A 17,164-nucleotide genomic window follows, 5' to 3' on the forward strand; every position below is an offset into this window, starting at 1 on the left:
CGCAGGCCTTCAATGGCCTGTGGTGCAGGGCATTTTGCGTTTAGCTGACTTTCAAGGGCTGGTGGGCGCGCTGGGCGGTTTGCACAGGCAGTGGCTTGGCCCAGTTTTCCGGCAGGTTGATGAAATCCACCAGTTCGCGCAGGCGCCCCTGATTGCGGCCACTGAAGGCGAATGCCAGCCGCGTCAGGTGGCTGAAGTCGTCTCTTTCGTGTTCGGCCCCGGTGTCCGGCTGCTGCTGGAAGTGGCCGCTCAGGCACAAGTCGGCAAACTGTTCGCCAATTGCGCACAGCGCTGCCTCGCTCAAGGGGTGATGCATGCGGATCACGAACTTGTCCTTCAGCCAGCGGCTGGAGTGGTAGTTGCGGTAGAACTGCTCGATCTCGGCCACCGCCTCTTCGGCGCTGTACACCAGGTGCATGAGTTTCAGGTCGCTGGGCAAGATGTAGCGGTTTTCTTCGAGCTGACGGCGAATGAAGTCCAGCGCTTCACGCCAGAAACTGCCGCCCGGCGAGTCGAGCAGCACCACTGGCACCAGCGGGCTTTTGCCGGTCTGGATCAGCGTCAATACCTCCAGCGCTTCGTCCAGGGTGCCGAAGCCGCCCGGGCACAGTACCAAGGCGTCGGCTTCCTTGACGAAGAACAGCTTGCGAATGAAGAAAAAGTGGAACGGCAGCAGCTTGTCGGTACCGTCCACCGTGGCATTGGCATGCTGCTCGAAGGGCAGGGTGATGTTGAAGCCCAGGCTGTTGTCGCTGCCGGCGCCTTCGTGGGCCGCGGCCATGATGCCGCCGCCGGCACCGGTAATTACCATCAATTCAGCCTGCGCCAATTGTGCGCCCAGCTCACGGGCCAGTGCATACATTGGGTGTTCGACAGGCGTGCGCGCAGAACCAAAAACAGTGACCTTGCGCCGGCCTTTGTAGTGCTCCAGGGTACGGAAGGCGTGGTCCAGTTCACGCAGGGCCTGCAAGGTGATCTTGGCGTTCCAGCGGTTGCCGTCATCGTGTGCCATGCGCAGCACGGTAAGCATCATGTCGCGGTAAAGCGGCAAGTTAGGGCTGTTGGGGGCGACCAGTTGCAGTTGTTCGTCGACCTTGCTCAGGTCGATGCCATGTTCCTGAAAGTGGTTGAACAATCGTTCGTTCGGTAGGTAGGGCATTCAACGTCTCCTTGGGCAACGAAACCTGTTACCGGTCCGATGGCGTGGCCCGGCAGCGACTTCCATGCGTCGCAGGCTGCCTTGCGCTCAAGTATGCACACTGAGCATTGCAGAAGGCCTTCAAGGCCGCGTTGCAGAAGTAAAGTCCATCCATTTCTGTGTTTTTTTCACCGCGCAATTGCCCATGCGCTTGTGTTCAATCTAGACGTTCGACACGCGCCGTGCCGAGGATTCTGGCCTTTGGTCGGTTCGGATCCAATCATCGCCAGACTTTGATTTACTGAATACAGAAATGCCCGCTACGCGGAGGTGGCGCCATGCATCGCTTGGTAATTGAGGTAGACGCGCAGCTGTTCAGCCAGCTGGCAAGGGCTGCCAAGGCTGGGCATATCACGGTTGAGGCGGAGTGCCTGCGGCGGCTGCAAGGGGCAGAGCGGCACTCGCGGTATCTACAGGCGTTGCTTGCAGATTTACGCGCCGATGAGCAGCAACGGCGCGCAAGTTCCAGCGATCAGGTGGCGTGAATCACTTCTTCTTGTTGCCCGATACACAACTGGCAGCGTCGAAGGCCTGGTCCATGATCGGCTGGTTGGTCTTGTAGACAGTAAAGCGATAGACCAGCACCGCGCCCTTGGACATCAGCTGGCGGTAACCGTTGTTGCGGCACACGCTGTCGCCCAGCTGGCTACGGACTTGCTGAGGGTTGGCCAGCATGCGCTCTGCATGGCTCTGACGTACGCTCAGGTGGTTGACCAAGGCCTTGCCCTTCTCAACGGTATAACCCTGGTCAAGGATGTCTTCATTGATGGCACGCGGGGTGCCAATGCTGCTTTCCTTGGCGACTTTCTGCAGCACCTGGGTCAGCTCGTACTCCTGCTTGGAGGCGGCTTGTGCGGCCAGCGGCAGAGCGAGCAGCAGGCTCAGGGTCGGGGCGATAACACGCAGCATGAATCTCTCCTGGTTCGATAACTGGCGCTTTGACCGGCACCTGCAGCCGGCGTTCCATGAAACCCTTGGGTTCCGTGGCCGCCAAAGCCTGTGATTATAAAGGAGCAGCGGCTTGCCCTGCACGGCAAAACAGTTGCGCTCTGGTAGACTTGCGCTTTGTTTTTGCCGAGTTGTCGCCGTGCCCGTCTCCTCCTCCAGCCAAGGCCTGCAGCCATGAGCCACGCAGTCTCGCGCCTGCGCGCCGAGCGCCTGGCCCGCAGCGTCAAGCCTTTCATCGCCCGTGGCTCTCGCGCCGAGCGCTGCCCTGAATGCCGGGTGATTGCCACTCACTGCCTGTGCGCCTGGAAACCCAGGGTGCAGGCCAACGCTGGCATGTGCCTGCTGATGCACGACACCGAGCCGTTGAAGCCGACTAACACCGGCTGGCTGATTGCCGACCTGATTGAAGACACCTGCGCCTTCGGCTGGCTGCGCACCGCGGTCGACGAGCGCCTGCTGGCCCTGCTCGACGACCCGCAGTGGCAGCCGTATATCGTCTTCCCCGGTGAGTTCGTCGCCCAGGAACGGGTGGTCAACGAGGTGCACGCCGAGCCCGGCAAGCGCCCGCTGTTCATCCTGCTCGATGCCACCTGGACCGAAGCGCGCAAGATGTTTCGCAAGAGCCCCTACCTTGACCGCTTCCCGGTGCTGAGCCTTGAAGCCGAGCAGATGTCGCGCTATCGCCTGCGCCGGTCCAAGCGTGATGACCATTTCTGCACCGCCGAAGTGGCCGCCATGTGCCTGGATCTGGCCGGTGACAACCAGGCTTCGCAGGCACTGGATGCCTACCTGGACGTGTTCAGCCTGCATTACCTCAGTGGCAAGCGCCGCCTGCCGCTGGATGAGCAGGACGAAGTACACCAGCGCCTGCATACCTTCCTATAGTCCAAGGGGCGAGCGCCGCGGATTGGTTCATACTGTCGGGGCTGGCAGCCACAGGGCCAGGGCAACCGGGTAATTGGCTTGACCACCCGGGGTGTGCTCGGCATCCTTGGCGCCGCTTCAGGCACGCTGAAGGCGCGGTACAACCGCTCTGCGCCGTGCCATCCCGGCCGACGGCCCTGCCGTCAGCTTGAGTTGCCCGCCCGGCGCCTCCCGTACCCTGCGCCCGGCACAGAACAGGATCCATAGAGCAAATGGCCACGTACGAAATCCTGATTGCCGATGATCACCCGTTGTTCCGCAGCGCCCTGCGCCAGGCCGTTACCCTGGGCCTTGGGCCGGACGTGCGCCTGGTCGAGGTGGCGAGCATCGCCGAGCTGGAAACCCGGCTCAGCGAAAAAGCCGACTGGGACCTGGTCCTGCTCGATCTGAACATGCCCGGTGCGTACGGTTTCTCGGGGCTGGTGCTGTTGCGCGGGCAGTACCCGCAGATTCCGGTGGTGATGGTCTCGGCGCAGGAAGAAGCAGCAGTGGTGGTCAAGTCGCGCGAGTTTGGCGCCAGCGGTTTCATCCCCAAGTCGAGCGATTTGAGCGTCATCCAGGAAGCGGTCAAGAAGGTGCTGGATGGTGAAGTCTGGTGGCCGCCGCAGGCATTCGAGAAGGTCGATGTGTCCGCTGAGGCCAAGGCCGCCAGCGAAGGCCTGGCCAGCCTCACGCCGCAGCAGTTCCGCGTGCTCACCATGGTTTGCGAAGGTCTGCTGAACAAGCAGATCGCCTATGAGTTGAGCGTCTCGGAGGCCACCATCAAGGCCCACGTTACTGCTATCTTCCGCAAGCTTGGGGTACGTACTCGCACCCAGGCGGCATTGCTGTTGCAACAACTTGAATCGGTTTCGGCCAGCTAAGTTACTGTGCCTTCACGCTTTTTTGACCACGGTTGAACTAGCCTGCTGGCCATTTTTCGGTGAAGTCACTGCACCTATGTCGCCATTCAAAGGCCAGACCGGCCTCAAACGTATTTTCAATGCCGCTGGCTATTCGCTGGACGGCCTGCGCGCAGCGTTCAAGGGCGAGGCGGCGTTTCGCCAGTTGGTGCTGGTCAACGTGCTGCTGATTCCGACGGCCTTCTGGCTGCCGGTCAGCCGCGCCGAGCGGGCGATCCTGATTGCTGTATGTCTGCTGGGGCTGATCGTCGAACTGCTCAACTCGGCAGTCGAAGCGGCCATCGACCGCATCTCGCTTGACCGCCATCCGCTTTCGAAAAACGCCAAGGACATGGGCAGCGCCGCGCAACTGGTGGCCATGAGCATGGTCGCGCTGGTGTGGGGCGTTATCCTGCTGGGTTAGTGCTCAGGCTATGGTCGGCAGCACGATCTCGTCGCTGCGCTGAACGCCTGCGGTAAAGCTTCTGCACAGTTCCAGGAACTCGCGCATCGCCGAGGTCTGGTATTTCTGCTTGTGCCAGATGAAGTAGAACTGCCGCGCCAGGTCCAGTGCCGGGGTTTCCACCGGCACCAGGCTGCCGCGGCGGAACGCATCACGCAGGGCCAGGCGCGAGATGCAACCGATGCCAAGGCCCGATTCCACGGCACGTTTGATTGCCTCGGTATGCTCAAGCTCCAGGCGGATGTTCAGGTTGGCGCGGTGGTGGCGCATGGCCTGGTCGAAGGTCAGCCGAGTGCCAGAGCCCTGTTCGCGAAGAATCCACGCCTCATGGGCCAGTTGCTCGATGTCGGCGTGGCCAACCTTCGCCAGTGGGTGCTGAGGCGCACAGAACACCACCAATTCATCCTCGACCCACGGCTGCACTTCCAGGTTCGGGTGGTTGCAGTCGCCCTCGATCAGACCTAAGTCAATTTCGTAGTGGGCAACTTGTTGCACGATATGTGCTGTATTTTGCACATGCAGCTTCACCTGGCTTTCCGGGTGCAGTTGCATGAAGCTGCCGATGAGCAAGGTTGCCAGGTAGTTGCCGATGGTCAGCGTGGCGCCGACGGCCAGTGAGCCAAAGCCGGACTTGCCGTTGAGCAGGTCCTCGATCTCTTTGGCCTGGTCGAGCAGGGCAACGGCCTGTGGTAGCAATTGGTGGCCCAAGGCGTTGAGGCTCAGGCGCTTGCCGGCACGGTCGAACAGCTGGCAGCTGGACTGGCGCTCAAGTTCAGTGATCGACGTGCTGGCAGCCGACTGCGACAACGCCAGCACCCCTGCGGCTCGAGAGACGCTCTGGTGCTGTGCGACGGCGACAAAGACCTGTAGTTGACGAAGCGTGAATCGCATATCTATATAACCGATAACACATATCTTGATAATTCAGTTAACAGATATTGTCGCTGCCCCTAAACTATCGCGCAACTGCGCGTTTTGCGCGCCGCGTATTTCTTCAGGAGCCACCCTAGATGAGCAACATGAACCACGAACGTGTCCTCAGTGTGCACCACTGGAATGACACCCTGTTCAGCTTCAAGTGCACCCGCGATCCGGGCCTGCGCTTCGAGAACGGTCAGTTCGTGATGATCGGCCTGCAGCAGGAAAGCGGCCGTCCGCTCATGCGTGCCTATTCCATCGCGTCGCCGAACTGGGAAGAGCACCTGGAGTTCTTCAGCATCAAGGTGCCGGACGGTCCGCTGACCTCGCAGCTGCAGCACTTGAAGGAAGGCGACGAGATCATCATCAGCAAAAAGCCTACCGGCACGCTGGTACTCGACGACCTCAACCCAGGCAAGCACCTGTACCTGCTGAGCACCGGCACTGGCCTGGCGCCGTTCATGAGCGTCATCCAGGACCCGGAAACCTACGAGCGCTTCGAAAAAGTCATTCTGGTCCACGGCGTTCGCTACGTGAACGAAGTCGCCTATCGCGAGTTCATCACTGAACACCTGCCGCAGAACGAGTTCTTCGGTGAAGCGGTGCGAGAAAAGCTGATCTACTACCCAACCGTTACTCGCGAACCGTTCGAGAATCAGGGCCGGCTGACTGACCTGATGCGCAGCGGCAAGCTGTTCAGCGACATCGGCCTGCCACCGATCAACCCGCAGGATGACCGTGCGATGATCTGCGGCAGCCCAAGCATGCTCGACGAAACCAGCGAAGTGCTCGACAGCTTCGGCCTGAAAGTGTCGGCGCGTATGCGCGAGCCAGGTGACTACCTGATCGAGCGCGCCTTCGTCGAGAAGTAAGGCGAACGCGGCAAAAAAAACGCAGACCTTGGTCTGCGTTTTTTTATGCCTGCGATGCAGCGGCTCTGGCTCAAGTCTCGCGCACTACTTCCAGCACGCGGATCTGGTCCGGCTGGGGGTAATGCCAGCGCACCTGCACATCCCAGAATTTCACCCCGTAGACCCGCTCCGGTGGTGGCAGTTGGTACGCCGGGCGCGGGTCTTGCGCCAGACACTGCTCGATCAGCTCGACCAGCGGTTCACCCAGGCGCTGCGCATGCGCATGGGCCTGGGGCACGGCATGTTCGTGCCAAAGCACGACAATAGGCGCGGGTGCAGCGTCGGCCATCAGGTTGGTTGCCGTTGCAACGCTGTCGGCGTAGGGCACATATGGCTTGATATCCAGCACCGGCGTGCCGTCGAGCAAGTCGATGCCGGACAGCAACAGCCGGCCCGGCTCGACCCCTTCCAGGCGTACCACTGATTGCCCGATGCCATTGGGCCGGTGGGTCGCGCGGGTGGCGAACACGCCCATGCTCTTGTTGCCGCCCAGGCGCGGGGGGCGCACCTTCAGGCGCGGCTTGTCTTCAAGCGCTTCATGGAACAAAAACAGCAGCCAGACGTGGCTCACCTGTTCCAGGCCAGCCACCGCATCACCCTGGTTGAACGGGGGCAGCAGTTCCAGCACACCGCGGGCGGCTGGCGCCAGCTGTGGCTGGCGAGGGATGGCGAACTTTTCCTTGAAGCAGGAGCGCACGATACCCACCGGCGAAACCGAATGCGGCATCACCACTTAGCCATGTACGCGCAAGGTCAGGCCCTTGAGGAAGTTGCGCAGAAGCTGGTCGCCGCACGGGCGATAATTGTCATGGCCAGCCTTGCGGAACAGCGCGCTGAGCTCGGGCTTGGAGACTGGGAAGTCGACCGAGTTGAGCACGGCATGCATGTCTTCTTCCTTGAGTTCGAAGGCCACACGCAGCTTTTTCAGGATGCTGTTGTTGGTGACGGGGACTTCGATAGGCTGCGGCGGGCGGCTTTCGTCGCGGCCACGGCGGTGGATCACCAGGCCGTCGAGAAAGTGCGCCATGACGTTGTCCGGGCACTGCACGAAACCGGGTTCTTCTTCCTTTTTAACGTAGCCGGCGATGGCTTGTGCAGTAACTTGCAGGCCAGTCAGGGCAATGATTTCGGCCATTTTCTGGTCGTTGGCCTTGATCATGTAGCGCAGGCTGCGCATGACGTCGTTGTGGTTCATTGAAACAATCCTGTTCGAGCGCCGCGCGTACATGCGCGGCATGTATTTCTAGAAACGTTCGGTAGTCGCCATGAAGCGCCACTGGCCCAGCGGCAGTTTGCCCATGGACACACCGCCAATGCGGATGCGGCGCATGCCCAGCACCTTCAGGCCAGCGGTTTCGCACAGGGCTTCGATTTGCCCCGCTTGCGGGCCTTTCAGCACCATGCGCAGGTGTTGCTCGTTCTGCCAGCTGGCTTTGGCCTTGGGCAGTTCGACGCCTTTGCGCTCGACACCACGGGCCAGGCGCTCCAGCGCGCCCGGCTTGGCTTCGCCGCTGACTTGAACGATGTATTCCTGTTCGATGCGGCGCAGGTCGGCTTCAACCTTGCGCGTTACCCGCCAGTCCTGGGTGAAGACCTGCAGGCCAGCAGCACCGGGCAGCAGCGGTGCAATGCATTGCTGGCGGACAAAGTGCCCGTGCAGGGCCCGCACACCTTCGCGATGGGCTTCGCTGAGGCTGGCCATGCCGAGGCTGGCCTGGGCAATGCTCAGGGCCTGCCCGGCGGGCTGATTGAGCAGCAGCGTGACCGGCTCGAGGGTGTCGGCCGTGGCGCCTGGCAGCAGCTCGACGCGCTGGGTATCGACCTTGAACTGCGGCTGCTCGACCACCACGCCGTCGACCGTGACCCAGCCCCCTTCGATGTACATTTCGGCCTCTCGGCGCGAACAGCCAAGCTGTTCGATGAGGCGTTTTGACAGACGGATAGGCTCGGACATGGACATTCAGCTTCGCAGTGCAGGGAAAGGCGCCATTGTACCCGGCCCGGCGAGCTTGCGGCGGCCTATCGGTGTCATTTACGTCAATTCGGCAACGGTCCCCAGCAATATCGGATCAAGCCTCATGTCGCTGCAGGAAGCCGGCGCATGTGCAGCAAAGGGTAGGGCTGCCCAAGGCCGTCGGTTTCAGAGCGCCCGATGATTTCAAACCCTTCGTGCAGGTAGAAGCCCAGGGCCTGCTGGTTCTGTTCGTTGACATCCAGGCGTTCGGCGTTCAGCTCGCTCACGGCGTGGCGCAGCAAACGCTGGCCTACCCCTTGGCCGCGCTGCTCGGGTGCCACGAACAGCAGGTCGATACGGCCATTGGCGACCCCGGCAAAGCCCTGTATCCGCCCGTTGCGGTCTTTGCCGCAGACCAGCATCACGGCGTCCAGGTAGCGGCTGAGCACATGATCGCGCAGCAAGACTATATAGGCGTCAGGCAGAAAGTCGTGGGTCGCGCGCACCGAAGCCTCCCAGATGCGTACCAGCTCCGGGTAGTCGGTGTAGCGAGGTGTGTGCAGCGTCAGCGGTGGCTTGCTCAAGGGTGGCTCCTGTGTTGGCCTCTCAAGCAAACATAGATGCAAAAAAATACCCCGCCAGTTGGCGGGGTATTCTCGACGCAGCGCGCTTAGATGGGCTCGGCCCACATGTCGTACTCATCGGCATCGACTACGCGGCAACGCACCTTGTCGCCTGGCTTGAAGCCATGATCGCCGTCGATGAACACGCTGCCGTCGATTTCCGGGGCATCGAAGAAGCTGCGCCCAACCGAGCCTTGTTCTTCGACTTCGTCGATCAGTACTTCGATTTCCTTGCCGATGCGCAGTTGCAGGCGCGCCGTGCTGATCGCCTGCTGGTGAGCCATGAAGCGGTCCCAACGGTCCTGCTTGATGTCATCCGGCACTTCGGCCAGGCCCAGGTCGTTGGCCGGGGCGCCTTCGACCGGCGAGTACTGGAAGCAACCCACGCGATCGAGTTGCGCTTCGCTCAGCCAGTCCAGCAGGTACTGGAAGTCTTCTTCGGTTTCGCCAGGGAAGCCGACGATGAAGGTCGAACGAATCACCAGTTCCGGGCATTGCTCGCGCCAGTTCTTGATACGTGCCAAGGTGCGGTCTTCGAAGGCCGGGCGCTTCATCGACTTGAGCACTTTGGGGCTGGCGTGCTGGAACGGGATGTCCAGGTACGGCAGGATCTTGCCCGCGGCCATCAGTGGGATCACGTCATCGACGTTCGGGTAGGGGTACACATAGTGCAGGCGCACCCAGGCGCCGAGGCTGCTCAGCGCTTCGCACAGTTCGAGCATGCGCGTCTTGACCGGGCGGCCGTTCCAGAAATCGGTCTTGTACTTGACGTCGACGCCGTAGGCGCTGGTGTCCTGGGAGATCACCAGGATTTCCTTGACGCCAGCCTTGACCAGGCGCTCGGCCTCGCTCAGCACTTCGCCCACCGGGCGGCTGACCAGCTTGCCGCGCATCGACGGGATGATGCAGAAGCTGCAGCTGTGGTTGCAGCCTTCGGAAATCTTAAGGTAGGCGTAGTGACGCGGGGTCAGCTTGACGCCTTGCGGCGGCACCAGGTCGATCAGCGGGTTGTGGTCCTGGCGCGGCGGCACCACTTGGTGCACGGCATTGACCACCTGCTCGTATTGCTGGGGGCCGGTGACCGACAGCACGCTGGGGTGCACGTCACGGATGCTGCCTTCCTCGACACCCATGCAGCCGGTGACGATGACCTTGCCGTTTTCCTTGATGGCTTCTCCGATCACTTCCAGCGATTCGGCCTTGGCGCTGTCGATGAAGCCGCAGGTGTTGACCACCACGACGTCGGCGTCCTCGTATGTGGGCACGACTTCGTAGCCTTCCATGCGCAGCTGGGTAAGGATGCGCTCGGAATCGACCAGGGCCTTGGGGCAACCCAGCGATATAAATCCTACAGTTGGGGAATTGCTCATATACTCTGCCTGCAGGGCTCGCCCTGGCGAAAATTTTAGGCGCGAGATTCTATACGTTGATCAAAAAATGCGCAAAAAAACTTGTCGTTAATAGTTTTCATTATCATGGAGATGCGCATGCGTTGGGGTGAGCCGAGTAGCGAAGAGAAAGCCTCGCAGGTAAAGGAACATTGGATCGAACTGAGGAAAATTGAAACAAAGAGAAGGCAGATATATCTAACGATGCTGCTGGTATCTTGTTTTTCACTTTTTGGACTAATCATAAAGTATATCCCTTTGCCTGGAGGTGTCCCTGAAAAAATACTGGATAGTTGGCAGGGATATCTGGCCTTTACTTTTATGGGTATTGCACTGTTCTTCAAGGTGTGGACTGATAATTCCTACTATAAAAGTGATTCGTTTGTTGAGTTGGATGAGCGTCGACGCGAAGAGAAGTTTACTTTATCTGAATCAGGGGTTTTAAATTCTACGGTTTTGGGTGGGGGGGTTGTAGAATCGTACTCAGCTACGGAGAACGATGAGCCGATTATTGAAAAGAAAGTAAGGAGGGCTGTGTTGGGTGTCGAGTTTGCCGAGCACATGCGGACTATAATTGAAGCTTTGGATTCTCAAATTGACTACGCGGAAGCAAAGGCTTCAAGGCTGCTAGAGTCTGGAAGAACCTTTGTTCGTGGTGGTATCTCGATATATATATTTTCCATAGTGCTATGGCAGGGCTGGCTGTATCTCATCGATTTCAGGATTTCCCCTGGTGTGATATTCGGAATGATCTCAACTACCATGATTTTTTTAATTATGGAATTTATTGGTGCCTGGTATCTCAAGCAGTACAGGCATTACGGTGACTCTGCATTTTCTTATATGAGGGTGCGTTCGTCGTATAATCGCTATATGTTGTCGTATTGTGCGATTCGAGAGTTAGCCAATAATGATCCTGGTGCGGCTAGGGCTGAAATGCTTCAGGTTTTGGGGCAGGCTGAGAATTGGCCTGATTTGAGAGATGTTAATTCGAATGACTTTAATTACATGTTGCAGTCTGTGGAATCCTTTGGGAGTGTTTTCGATAAGTTGAAAGGTATTTTTGACCGTAGTAAAGCTTCTGGTTCACCGCAGTGAAACAGAATTTTGTATATAGTTATCTTCGTTTTTCCGATCCAAAGCAAGCTAGCGGTAGTAGTGCTGATCGACAGGCGGCCTATGCGGCGGGCTGGGCTGCTAAACACGACATGTTCTTGGATGAAACCCTTAGTCTCAAAGATGAAGGCCTATCTGCATATCATGAACGACATGTAAAGCAGGGCGCGCTTGGAGTATTCCTACGTGCTGTAGATGAGGGGCGCATCGCACCTGGGTCAGTCTTGATTGTAGAAGGGCTAGATCGACTGAGCCGAGCTGAGCCAATCTTAGCTCAAGCGCAATTGGCACAGATAGTAAATGCCGGAATAACGGTTGTGACCGCGAGTGACGGACGAGAGTACAATCGCGAAGGGCTCAAAGCGGAGCCAATGAATCTTGTTTACTCCTTGCTTGTGATGATCCGTGCCCACGAAGAATCTGACACCAAGAGTAAGCGAGTCAAAGCCGCGATCCGGCGGCAGTGCGAAGCATGGTTGACAGGAAGTTTTCGTGGATTGATTCGCAATGGAAAAGATCCCCAGTGGGTGCGGTGGAATGGTGAGTGTTGGGAATTGATTCCCGAGCGAGTTGCGGCTGTCCAACGTGCGCTGCAGTTGTATGGTGAGGGGCTTGGTGCTGGCCGGGCTGCGAAGTTGATGCACGAAGAAGGTCACGAGTTGACAGACTGGGGAGTTTCGGGACTGCAGATCTATAGACTCATTAAGTTGCCTGCACTTCGGGGGGTTAAACGCTTGAGTCTTGACGGCGAAAACTACGAGCTGGAGGGTTACTATCCGCGGATTCTGTCCGATACCGAGTGGGCTGAGTTACAGCATCTCGCTGGCCAGCGTCACCGTCGACGCGGTCATGGCGAAATACCGGGTATCGTGACAGGGGTTGGGTTGGCAATTTGTGGATACTGCGGCACTGCTTTGGTAGCGCAAAACATCATGCATCGCGCTGGGCCCGACGGAAAGCTTACAGATGGTAATCGGCGGTTGCATTGCACCTCGTATAGTAAGAAAGGTGGATGCTCAGCCGGAGGCAGCTGCAGTGTCGTGCCGATTGAGCGGGCGTTGCTCAACTTCTGCTCTGACCAGTTCAATCTAACGCGTCTCCTGCAGAATGGCGACGACGGTCGAGGGCTGCAGCAAGAGTTGGTCGCAGCCCGTGCTCAGGTCGAAAAGCTGAGCAACCAGCTCGCCAAGATCACCGATGCCCTTCTGGCAGATGAAAGCGACACCCCCCCGCTTGCCTTTGTCCGAAGAGCTCGGGAGCTGGAGCAGCAGCAGTTACTGGCGCAGAGGAGGGTCAAGGACCTGGAGCACCACGTAAATGCCCTTTCGAGCGTAGAGCGCCCAGTGCATGCTGCGCGCTGGGCTGAGCTTGCCGCTCAGGTAGAAACCGGCGATTACGCTGCTCGGGAGCAGGTAAGGCAGCTGGTCATGGATACATTTGAGCGCATCGTGATTTTCATGCGTGGGGTTGGTGCCACGGATCGCTCAAGCCATAACATAGACGTACAGCTGTTCTCCCGCACTGGTCAACATCGGCTCCTGCAGATCAATCGTCGTTCAGGTGCCTGGATCGCAAGTGAGAACTGGGAATAGGTAATGGCGTATTGCCTTCGGCCTGTAGGAATTTATACTGTATGCACGTACAGTGCTTATGGATCAGCTTATGTTTGTGATGCCCACCAGATTTCAGTCGCCAACCCGCTTTGAGCAACTTGCCCAACGCATACGCCGCCAGGTCAACAGCTCGGCAGCACAAGACCGGCGACGGACGGTCATATCGCGTCTGCCTGGTGAGCTCATGGACGATTGGGACCAACTGATAGACCAGCTGACGATCGAGGAAAGTGTGAGGCTTACTCGCCTAGATAGCGGTGCGATCCAGCTTTCTTGGACCAATCAGCACAGGTAGCTGATCCTTTGGGTTACCAGCGGTTAATATAAATTTACTTGCGGTGTTGATTTGAGGGGTTACCTGCGGTTAATCTTCTGGCTGTTGGGGCTGTGCTGTTGCGTGGCTCCTCCCATTTCGGAGATCAATCGCATGCACACCCATTCGCTTCACCTTTCAATGCTCAGCCGCCACGAGCTGGCCCGCCAAGTTACGACGAGTGGGACGTTCCACCACAACCTGCATGACAGCATCAGTTGCGTGATACGTGCCACGGCCAGCGTTGCCATTGAACAATGCAGCAATGGCTTGATCGCTCGTGTAGAGCTGGGCGAGTCCGTCAACAGCCTCACTCTCAGCAAGCGCGAAGACAACGCCCCCCGCCTAGTTGCGTTCATTGAGTCACTGGCAAATGGTGCGTCGCTTCCAGTTGGAATTCCCGAGGTTGGCGAGTTCGAACTGGTCACCGATCTTGAGGCAATGCTGCGTGATGCAGTGCGCGAACGCCGGGGCACATTTTATCTGCCCGCCGAGGGGGTCGAGGATCTGGCGCTACTGATGCGTCAAAGCGCCGTTGACCCTCAACGGGTGGCCTTTCGATTCGAGTTGGGGGGCTCGGGTTTGACTCTTCCCGCTCTTCTACCAACGGATCGCGAGGTGGCGTTTGAGCTACTCAGCGGATCCGTTGCAGAACTTGTTGCCAACTACCGTACTGCGGCCTGAGGAGCGAGGGATGAGTATCCATATTGCGCTGCCCGGCAAAGCCCAGGCACAACTCGAAACCGCCCTGGTTCGTTATCGGAAAGCCATAGCTGACCTCGATGCTGCGATCAAATCGCAAGCATGGGGGCGAATCCATGCTCTGCAGGGCAGCCGCGACCTGCAGGCACACACCATCGCCATGCTCGTCAATGCCAACTCGCCTGTGGTGATCGGTGAAGGAGTACCAGCATGATCGGAGTTCCCAAGACCGGTACCCTTGAGCACGGCTGCATCAGCGCCAACGTGAACACCGGTTATCGCTTCACAACTGCAGACGGTCGACCCGCACGGCTGGCGATCATCGATGACCAAGGCAACGTGGTCGAGGCCGGCGAGTCGGTCGCTAAAGAAGCCTGGAACGTTTGCATCGCCGTGATCAAGAACTTCAAGATCGGGCAGGGTCACATCGTGGTGCACAGCGCGCCGCCAGGTTCCCCATCGTCGGAGAAGGATGCCAGACCATGACTGCCAGCGCCGCTCAAAGAGGTGCACTGCTCAACATCCTGCGCATCAAGGTTGAAAAGATCGGCAAAGGCGAGCGCCGATACATCGACCGGCGCGAAGAAAATGCCCGTGCCTACGCCGAGGCACTGGCGGACGCGAACATCATCACTGACGACGAGCGCGATGAGTTGTACGAAAAGGCCCAGAAAGCTGCCGAAGACTCGGTTCGCATGCACCGTGCCGCTGGTGAACCGCACGCGGATCGTTACTTATGGCTGCGCGAACATGCTGTGCGGATACAAGGTAGTGACACCTGGTATCAAGGCGCAGCGTTGGATATTCGTGTTGACGTAGGGCGGGACCGCATGGTCGAGCAGGCCAAGCAGGTTCACGAGGGAAAGGTGCTTCTCAGGCATCAACCTGAATGAGGAGCGTCAGGGCAGCGGGTGCAACCGCTGCCCTGACAGGAATGACCAACTTTAAGGGAATCAATCATGTCCGAGCGTGAATATACCACGGTTCGTAGGATGAGCCTGCGCGAAGCCTTAGATCCAGCCAACCGCGAGAAGGTGAAGGCCTATTTTAAGTGCCAGTGTGGGTTGGTCGCATGGCACGGTTTCCTGCGCTCGATTGGGGAAGCAGTGCGGTGACCGACTGTCTAACACGGGTAGAGTTGACTGATACGGAAGTCGCTGCAGTAGCACGCCCAGGGGAGTCCTGGGCGAACGCTCGCCAGCGCGCTGAGCGGTTACGCGTTAGCGTTCGGACCTGTCAGCTCTGCAACCAGTGCGACCCGGAGCTGATCGCGAGGTACGGCATGGGCCCTGGCTGGATCGATAATGATCGTCACGCCTGTCCTGCCTGCAGATACGAATCTGATGACTGTGATGCTGCTGCGCAGGCTGGTCTATTGGCCAAGGCCAGGCTGGTGCGTGTAGAACAGTGGCAGAGAGTTGTGGCTTATCAAGGCCTGAATCCACGGGAGCAAATGCGGCAGTGGCTTGAGGGGCGCAGTCAAGATTCTACGTTTGAGCCGGCATTCTCGGCCCCGTCACATGCCCGTGATCTTGGCGTCGATCGCGCGGCCAACGATTTCCCAGTTCTCGTCCAGGGCGACCGTTTGGTACTCGGGGTTTAGTGGCACCAGGTAACCGACACCAGCGTCTGACACAAACTGTTTGAACGTGTGTTCGCCAGTCCCTGTATGACGGGCAATGTAGAACTTGCCGCTAATCAACTCGAAGCCCTCGGGCCGGATGAGTATCGGCGTCCCCTCGGGGAAGCTTGGCGGGGTATCAGAAGTCATTGATTTGCCCTTCACGGCAAGCCAATAACCATTTGGTCCCGCATTTTCAGTGGATGTGAGCCACTCATCGGCGATGCCCGTCGGGTGAGATACAGACGATTCGATGCGGTCACCTGCGACCACCCAAGTCAGCAATGGATATTCCCTCGCCTCTCGATGCGGTTGGGGCATGGGGGCTACGTTTGATGGATCAGTAGAGGCCACCATACCCGCGATCTGCGCAGCAAGGCGTGGGCTAAACGCGTCAACTGGCTCACCCAAAAGGCGTGCAAGGGCGACCGCAAATCGCACGTTCAGAGCATTCTTGCCGCTGAAATAGTGCGCCACTGCAGCAGGAGAAATACCTATCTCATCGGCTACTTTCTTTTGGCTCAGGCCGAGCGAATTTTTCTTCTGCAGGAACAGTTCATGGGCGGCTTGGCACTCGGCGAGTAGCTCAAGCGGGAGAATTTTTTTCTTCGTCATGGGCGAACTATAAACCGTTGGTTAATTTTAGGTAATTTACCTGCGGTATTGATGTTGTGATTACTTGCGGTTAATATCTCTGGAATACCCAGAGGTCCTCTGTATGAATCCCGTTGCATTACCTGATTTGGTTGCCCGGATAGGGCAAGCCGCCGTTGCCGAGGCACTCGGCGTGAGCCCGGCAGCCATTCATAAGGCCGTGAGATCTGGCCGGAAGATCTTTGTCACGGTCCATGAGGACGGTACTTGCACGGGCGAGGAAACTCGGCCGTTTCCTTGTCAGGAAGGCTCTCGAACGAGCCAGAAAGGTGAGCGTCAGGCTAATTCCCTGAGCCCCGTATGAGTACGTCCAGCCCTCGACACCCGCAGACCTCCCGCGACCAAGTGCTGGTGGCGCATGCCGCCGTCATGATTGCCCGTACCGGGTTCAGCCAGGACCATTTCGCCCAGGCGCTCAGTGGCCACTTGCACGACCTGGCGCTGACCAAGGCGATCGCCAAGGATGTGCCCGACTTCGATGCGCTCGCCCAAGGCAACGACGCTGATGGTTTCTTGAGGGCCTCCGGCACCTGGCTGCGGCGCGTATCGCGCTGGCTCAGCGGCGAAGTCGACCTGCCCAGCTGGATCGAGGAGGCCTGGGTTCAATCGCTTGAGGGCGAGTACCAGGAGCGCTGCCTGAACGAGCTGGCCAGCCGGCACGGCCTGTCTGGTGCCCGTGCGCTGGGCGGCGATGCAAACCCTGTGGGTGTGTTCGGGCAGTTGTTAGCCCGCTTGGGCGGCGCCGTAACGCTGGGCAGCGAGATCTTGGCAGATGGCCGGATCGACGAGCACGACCTGGCCAAGCTGCCTGAATTCGTTGAAAGCCTGCGATCGGCGGAAGCGCGCTGCAGCGAGCTGCGCACCAAGGCCGAGCAAGTCCTGGGCGAGCAACCACGGCTGCATGCTGTGAATAGCCAGGTGACTTCCAACCCGTGAG

At 58.8% G+C, this 17,164-nt stretch carries 23 protein-coding genes; 14 read left to right on the forward strand and 9 right to left on the reverse strand.

The genetic code is table 11. From position 1 onward, the window contains the following. Positions 1 to 40: 40 nt before the first annotated feature. Positions 41 to 1,159 carry a TIGR00730 family Rossman fold protein gene (locus tag HU720_RS01860; RefSeq protein ID WP_186516832.1) on the reverse strand — a complete coding sequence of 373 codons (1,119 nt, stop codon included), beginning with the start codon at positions 1,157 to 1,159 and terminating at the stop codon, positions 41 to 43. Between the two features lie 317 nt (positions 1,160 to 1,476). On the opposite strand from HU720_RS01860, the gene HU720_RS01865 reads away from it, so the two are divergent. Next, positions 1,477 to 1,683 carry a hypothetical protein gene (locus tag HU720_RS01865; protein WP_186516834.1) on the forward strand — a complete coding sequence of 69 codons (207 nt, stop codon included), beginning with the start codon at positions 1,477 to 1,479 and terminating at the stop codon, positions 1,681 to 1,683. A gap of 1 nt (position 1,684) precedes the next feature. Here the strand turns inward: HU720_RS01865 and HU720_RS01870 are convergent, their stop codons facing one another. Next, positions 1,685 to 2,107, reverse strand: a complete 423-nt coding sequence (locus tag HU720_RS01870) for a quorum-sensing-regulated virulence factor family protein (protein WP_186516835.1) — start codon at positions 2,105 to 2,107, stop codon at positions 1,685 to 1,687. Between the two features lie 213 nt (positions 2,108 to 2,320). Here HU720_RS01870 and HU720_RS01875 point away from each other — a divergent pair, with 213 nt between their 5' ends. The 3 genes from HU720_RS01875 (at position 2,321) to HU720_RS01885 (ending at position 4,375) form a co-directional block, all read left to right on the forward strand. Then, on the forward strand, positions 2,321 to 3,031 hold the full coding sequence (locus HU720_RS01875; RefSeq protein ID WP_186516836.1) for a tRNA-uridine aminocarboxypropyltransferase: 711 nt from the start codon (positions 2,321 to 2,323) through the stop codon (positions 3,029 to 3,031). A gap of 251 nt (positions 3,032 to 3,282) precedes the next feature. Further along, on the forward strand, positions 3,283 to 3,933 hold the full coding sequence (gene erdR / locus HU720_RS01880; RefSeq protein ID WP_186516837.1) for a response regulator transcription factor ErdR: 651 nt from the start codon (positions 3,283 to 3,285) through the stop codon (positions 3,931 to 3,933). 76 nt (positions 3,934 to 4,009) lie between these two features. Further along, a complete protein-coding gene (locus tag HU720_RS01885; RefSeq protein ID WP_023631044.1) occupies positions 4,010 to 4,375 on the forward strand; it encodes a diacylglycerol kinase in 366 nt (121 codons plus the stop codon). 3 nt (positions 4,376 to 4,378) lie between these two features. On the opposite strand, the gene HU720_RS01890 is transcribed toward HU720_RS01885, so the two are convergent. Next, on the reverse strand, positions 4,379 to 5,305 hold the full coding sequence (locus HU720_RS01890) for a LysR family transcriptional regulator (RefSeq protein WP_186516838.1): 927 nt from the start codon (positions 5,303 to 5,305) through the stop codon (positions 4,379 to 4,381). A 119-nt stretch (positions 5,306 to 5,424) separates the two neighbouring features. Here HU720_RS01890 and fpr point away from each other — a divergent pair, with 119 nt between their 5' ends. Then, positions 5,425 to 6,204, forward strand: a complete 780-nt coding sequence (gene fpr, locus HU720_RS01895; protein WP_138218473.1) for a ferredoxin-NADP reductase — start codon at positions 5,425 to 5,427, stop codon at positions 6,202 to 6,204. 70 nt (positions 6,205 to 6,274) lie between these two features. Here the strand turns inward: fpr and tsaA are convergent, their stop codons facing one another. The 5 genes from tsaA to rimO all read right to left on the reverse strand — a co-directional run bounded on the left by tsaA (position 6,275) and on the right by rimO (position 10,190). Then, on the reverse strand, positions 6,275 to 6,970 hold the full coding sequence (tsaA, locus tag HU720_RS01900; RefSeq protein ID WP_186516839.1) for a tRNA (N6-threonylcarbamoyladenosine(37)-N6)-methyltransferase TrmO: 696 nt from the start codon (positions 6,968 to 6,970) through the stop codon (positions 6,275 to 6,277). Positions 6,971 to 6,976: 6 nt separating this feature from the next. Next, a complete protein-coding gene (locus tag HU720_RS01905; protein ID WP_186516840.1) occupies positions 6,977 to 7,438 on the reverse strand; it encodes a DUF1456 family protein in 462 nt (153 codons plus the stop codon). A gap of 48 nt (positions 7,439 to 7,486) precedes the next feature. Then, positions 7,487 to 8,197 (reverse strand): rRNA pseudouridine synthase, encoded by a 711-nt coding sequence (locus HU720_RS01910; RefSeq protein WP_186516841.1) that lies wholly within the window; start codon positions 8,195 to 8,197, stop codon positions 7,487 to 7,489. 122 nt (positions 8,198 to 8,319) lie between these two features. Then, on the reverse strand, positions 8,320 to 8,781 hold the full coding sequence (locus HU720_RS01915; RefSeq protein WP_186516843.1) for a GNAT family N-acetyltransferase: 462 nt from the start codon (positions 8,779 to 8,781) through the stop codon (positions 8,320 to 8,322). An 86-nt stretch (positions 8,782 to 8,867) separates the two neighbouring features. After that, positions 8,868 to 10,190, reverse strand: a complete 1,323-nt coding sequence (rimO, locus tag HU720_RS01920) for a 30S ribosomal protein S12 methylthiotransferase RimO (protein ID WP_186516844.1) — start codon at positions 10,188 to 10,190, stop codon at positions 8,868 to 8,870. Positions 10,191 to 10,307: 117 nt separating this feature from the next. Between rimO and HU720_RS01925 the strand changes: the two genes are divergently transcribed. The 7 genes from HU720_RS01925 (at position 10,308) to HU720_RS01960 (ending at position 15,067) form a co-directional block, all read left to right on the forward strand. Continuing rightward, positions 10,308 to 11,306 (forward strand): hypothetical protein, encoded by a 999-nt coding sequence (locus HU720_RS01925; RefSeq protein ID WP_186516845.1) that lies wholly within the window; start codon positions 10,308 to 10,310, stop codon positions 11,304 to 11,306. After that, positions 11,303 to 12,916 (forward strand): recombinase family protein, encoded by a 1,614-nt coding sequence (locus HU720_RS01930; RefSeq protein ID WP_186516846.1) that lies wholly within the window; start codon positions 11,303 to 11,305, stop codon positions 12,914 to 12,916. The genes HU720_RS01925 and HU720_RS01930 overlap by 4 nt, the downstream gene beginning before the upstream one ends. A 448-nt stretch (positions 12,917 to 13,364) precedes the next feature. Further along, a complete protein-coding gene (locus HU720_RS01940) occupies positions 13,365 to 13,934 on the forward strand; it encodes a hypothetical protein (RefSeq protein ID WP_186516848.1) in 570 nt (189 codons plus the stop codon). Positions 13,935 to 13,944: 10 nt separating this feature from the next. Beyond that, positions 13,945 to 14,166, forward strand: coding sequence for a hypothetical protein (locus HU720_RS01945; protein WP_186516849.1), 222 nt, complete (start codon positions 13,945 to 13,947; stop codon positions 14,164 to 14,166). Next, positions 14,163 to 14,438, forward strand: a complete 276-nt coding sequence (locus HU720_RS01950; RefSeq protein WP_186516851.1) for a hypothetical protein — start codon at positions 14,163 to 14,165, stop codon at positions 14,436 to 14,438. Before HU720_RS01945 ends, HU720_RS01950 begins: the two co-directional genes overlap by 4 nt. After that, complete coding sequence (locus tag HU720_RS01955; RefSeq protein ID WP_186516853.1) at positions 14,435 to 14,845, forward strand: hypothetical protein; 411 nt, start codon at positions 14,435 to 14,437, stop codon at positions 14,843 to 14,845. The genes HU720_RS01950 and HU720_RS01955 overlap by 4 nt, the downstream gene beginning before the upstream one ends. A 66-nt stretch (positions 14,846 to 14,911) precedes the next feature. Continuing rightward, complete coding sequence (locus tag HU720_RS01960) at positions 14,912 to 15,067, forward strand: hypothetical protein (protein WP_186516855.1); 156 nt, start codon at positions 14,912 to 14,914, stop codon at positions 15,065 to 15,067. 401 nt (positions 15,068 to 15,468) lie between these two features. Here the strand turns inward: HU720_RS01960 and HU720_RS01965 are convergent, their stop codons facing one another. Beyond that, on the reverse strand, positions 15,469 to 16,188 hold the full coding sequence (locus HU720_RS01965; protein WP_186516858.1) for a LexA family transcriptional regulator: 720 nt from the start codon (positions 16,186 to 16,188) through the stop codon (positions 15,469 to 15,471). Between the two features lie 103 nt (positions 16,189 to 16,291). Between HU720_RS01965 and HU720_RS01970 the strand changes: the two genes are divergently transcribed. Next, complete coding sequence (locus HU720_RS01970) at positions 16,292 to 16,531, forward strand: Cro/CI family transcriptional regulator (protein ID WP_186516860.1); 240 nt, start codon at positions 16,292 to 16,294, stop codon at positions 16,529 to 16,531. Further along, positions 16,528 to 17,163 (forward strand): hypothetical protein, encoded by a 636-nt coding sequence (locus HU720_RS01975; RefSeq protein WP_186516862.1) that lies wholly within the window; start codon positions 16,528 to 16,530, stop codon positions 17,161 to 17,163. The genes HU720_RS01970 and HU720_RS01975 overlap by 4 nt, the downstream gene beginning before the upstream one ends. The last annotated feature ends 1 nt before the right edge of the window (position 17,164 follow it).

This window comes from Pseudomonas sp. SWRI51 (genome assembly GCF_014268825.1).
GTDB lineage: Bacteria > Pseudomonadota > Gammaproteobacteria > Pseudomonadales > Pseudomonadaceae > Aquipseudomonas > Aquipseudomonas farsensis.

Bases quoted from the DNA above. Each gene is read 5' to 3' on its own strand.
- HU720_RS01925 (WP_186516845.1), top strand. From the start codon at position 10,308: ATGCGTTGGGGTGAGCCGAGTAGCGAAGAGAAAGCCTCGCAGGTAAAG.
- HU720_RS01860 (WP_186516832.1), bottom strand. From the start codon at position 1,159: ATGCCCTACCTACCGAACGAACGATTGTTCAACCACTTTCAGGAACAT.
- HU720_RS01940 (WP_186516848.1), top strand. From the start codon at position 13,365: ATGCACACCCATTCGCTTCACCTTTCAATGCTCAGCCGCCACGAGCTG.
- rimO (WP_186516844.1), bottom strand. From the start codon at position 10,190: ATGAGCAATTCCCCAACTGTAGGATTTATATCGCTGGGTTGCCCCAAG.
- HU720_RS01960 (WP_186516855.1), top strand. From the start codon at position 14,912: ATGTCCGAGCGTGAATATACCACGGTTCGTAGGATGAGCCTGCGCGAA.
- erdR (WP_186516837.1), top strand. From the start codon at position 3,283: ATGGCCACGTACGAAATCCTGATTGCCGATGATCACCCGTTGTTCCGC.
- fpr (WP_138218473.1), top strand. From the start codon at position 5,425: ATGAGCAACATGAACCACGAACGTGTCCTCAGTGTGCACCACTGGAAT.
- HU720_RS01875 (WP_186516836.1), top strand. From the start codon at position 2,321: ATGAGCCACGCAGTCTCGCGCCTGCGCGCCGAGCGCCTGGCCCGCAGC.
- HU720_RS01865 (WP_186516834.1), top strand. From the start codon at position 1,477: ATGCATCGCTTGGTAATTGAGGTAGACGCGCAGCTGTTCAGCCAGCTG.
- HU720_RS01910 (WP_186516841.1), bottom strand. From the start codon at position 8,197: ATGTCCGAGCCTATCCGTCTGTCAAAACGCCTCATCGAACAGCTTGGC.
- HU720_RS01885 (WP_023631044.1), top strand. From the start codon at position 4,010: ATGTCGCCATTCAAAGGCCAGACCGGCCTCAAACGTATTTTCAATGCC.
- HU720_RS01955 (WP_186516853.1), top strand. From the start codon at position 14,435: ATGACTGCCAGCGCCGCTCAAAGAGGTGCACTGCTCAACATCCTGCGC.
- HU720_RS01965 (WP_186516858.1), bottom strand. From the start codon at position 16,188: ATGACGAAGAAAAAAATTCTCCCGCTTGAGCTACTCGCCGAGTGCCAA.
- HU720_RS01890 (WP_186516838.1), bottom strand. From the start codon at position 5,305: ATGCGATTCACGCTTCGTCAACTACAGGTCTTTGTCGCCGTCGCACAG.
- HU720_RS01970 (WP_186516860.1), top strand. From the start codon at position 16,292: ATGAATCCCGTTGCATTACCTGATTTGGTTGCCCGGATAGGGCAAGCC.
- HU720_RS01975 (WP_186516862.1), top strand. From the start codon at position 16,528: ATGAGTACGTCCAGCCCTCGACACCCGCAGACCTCCCGCGACCAAGTG.
- HU720_RS01945 (WP_186516849.1), top strand. From the start codon at position 13,945: ATGAGTATCCATATTGCGCTGCCCGGCAAAGCCCAGGCACAACTCGAA.
- HU720_RS01870 (WP_186516835.1), bottom strand. From the start codon at position 2,107: ATGCTGCGTGTTATCGCCCCGACCCTGAGCCTGCTGCTCGCTCTGCCG.
- tsaA (WP_186516839.1), bottom strand. From the start codon at position 6,970: ATGCCGCATTCGGTTTCGCCGGTGGGTATCGTGCGCTCCTGCTTCAAG.
- HU720_RS01905 (WP_186516840.1), bottom strand. From the start codon at position 7,438: ATGAACCACAACGACGTCATGCGCAGCCTGCGCTACATGATCAAGGCC.
- HU720_RS01950 (WP_186516851.1), top strand. From the start codon at position 14,163: ATGATCGGAGTTCCCAAGACCGGTACCCTTGAGCACGGCTGCATCAGC.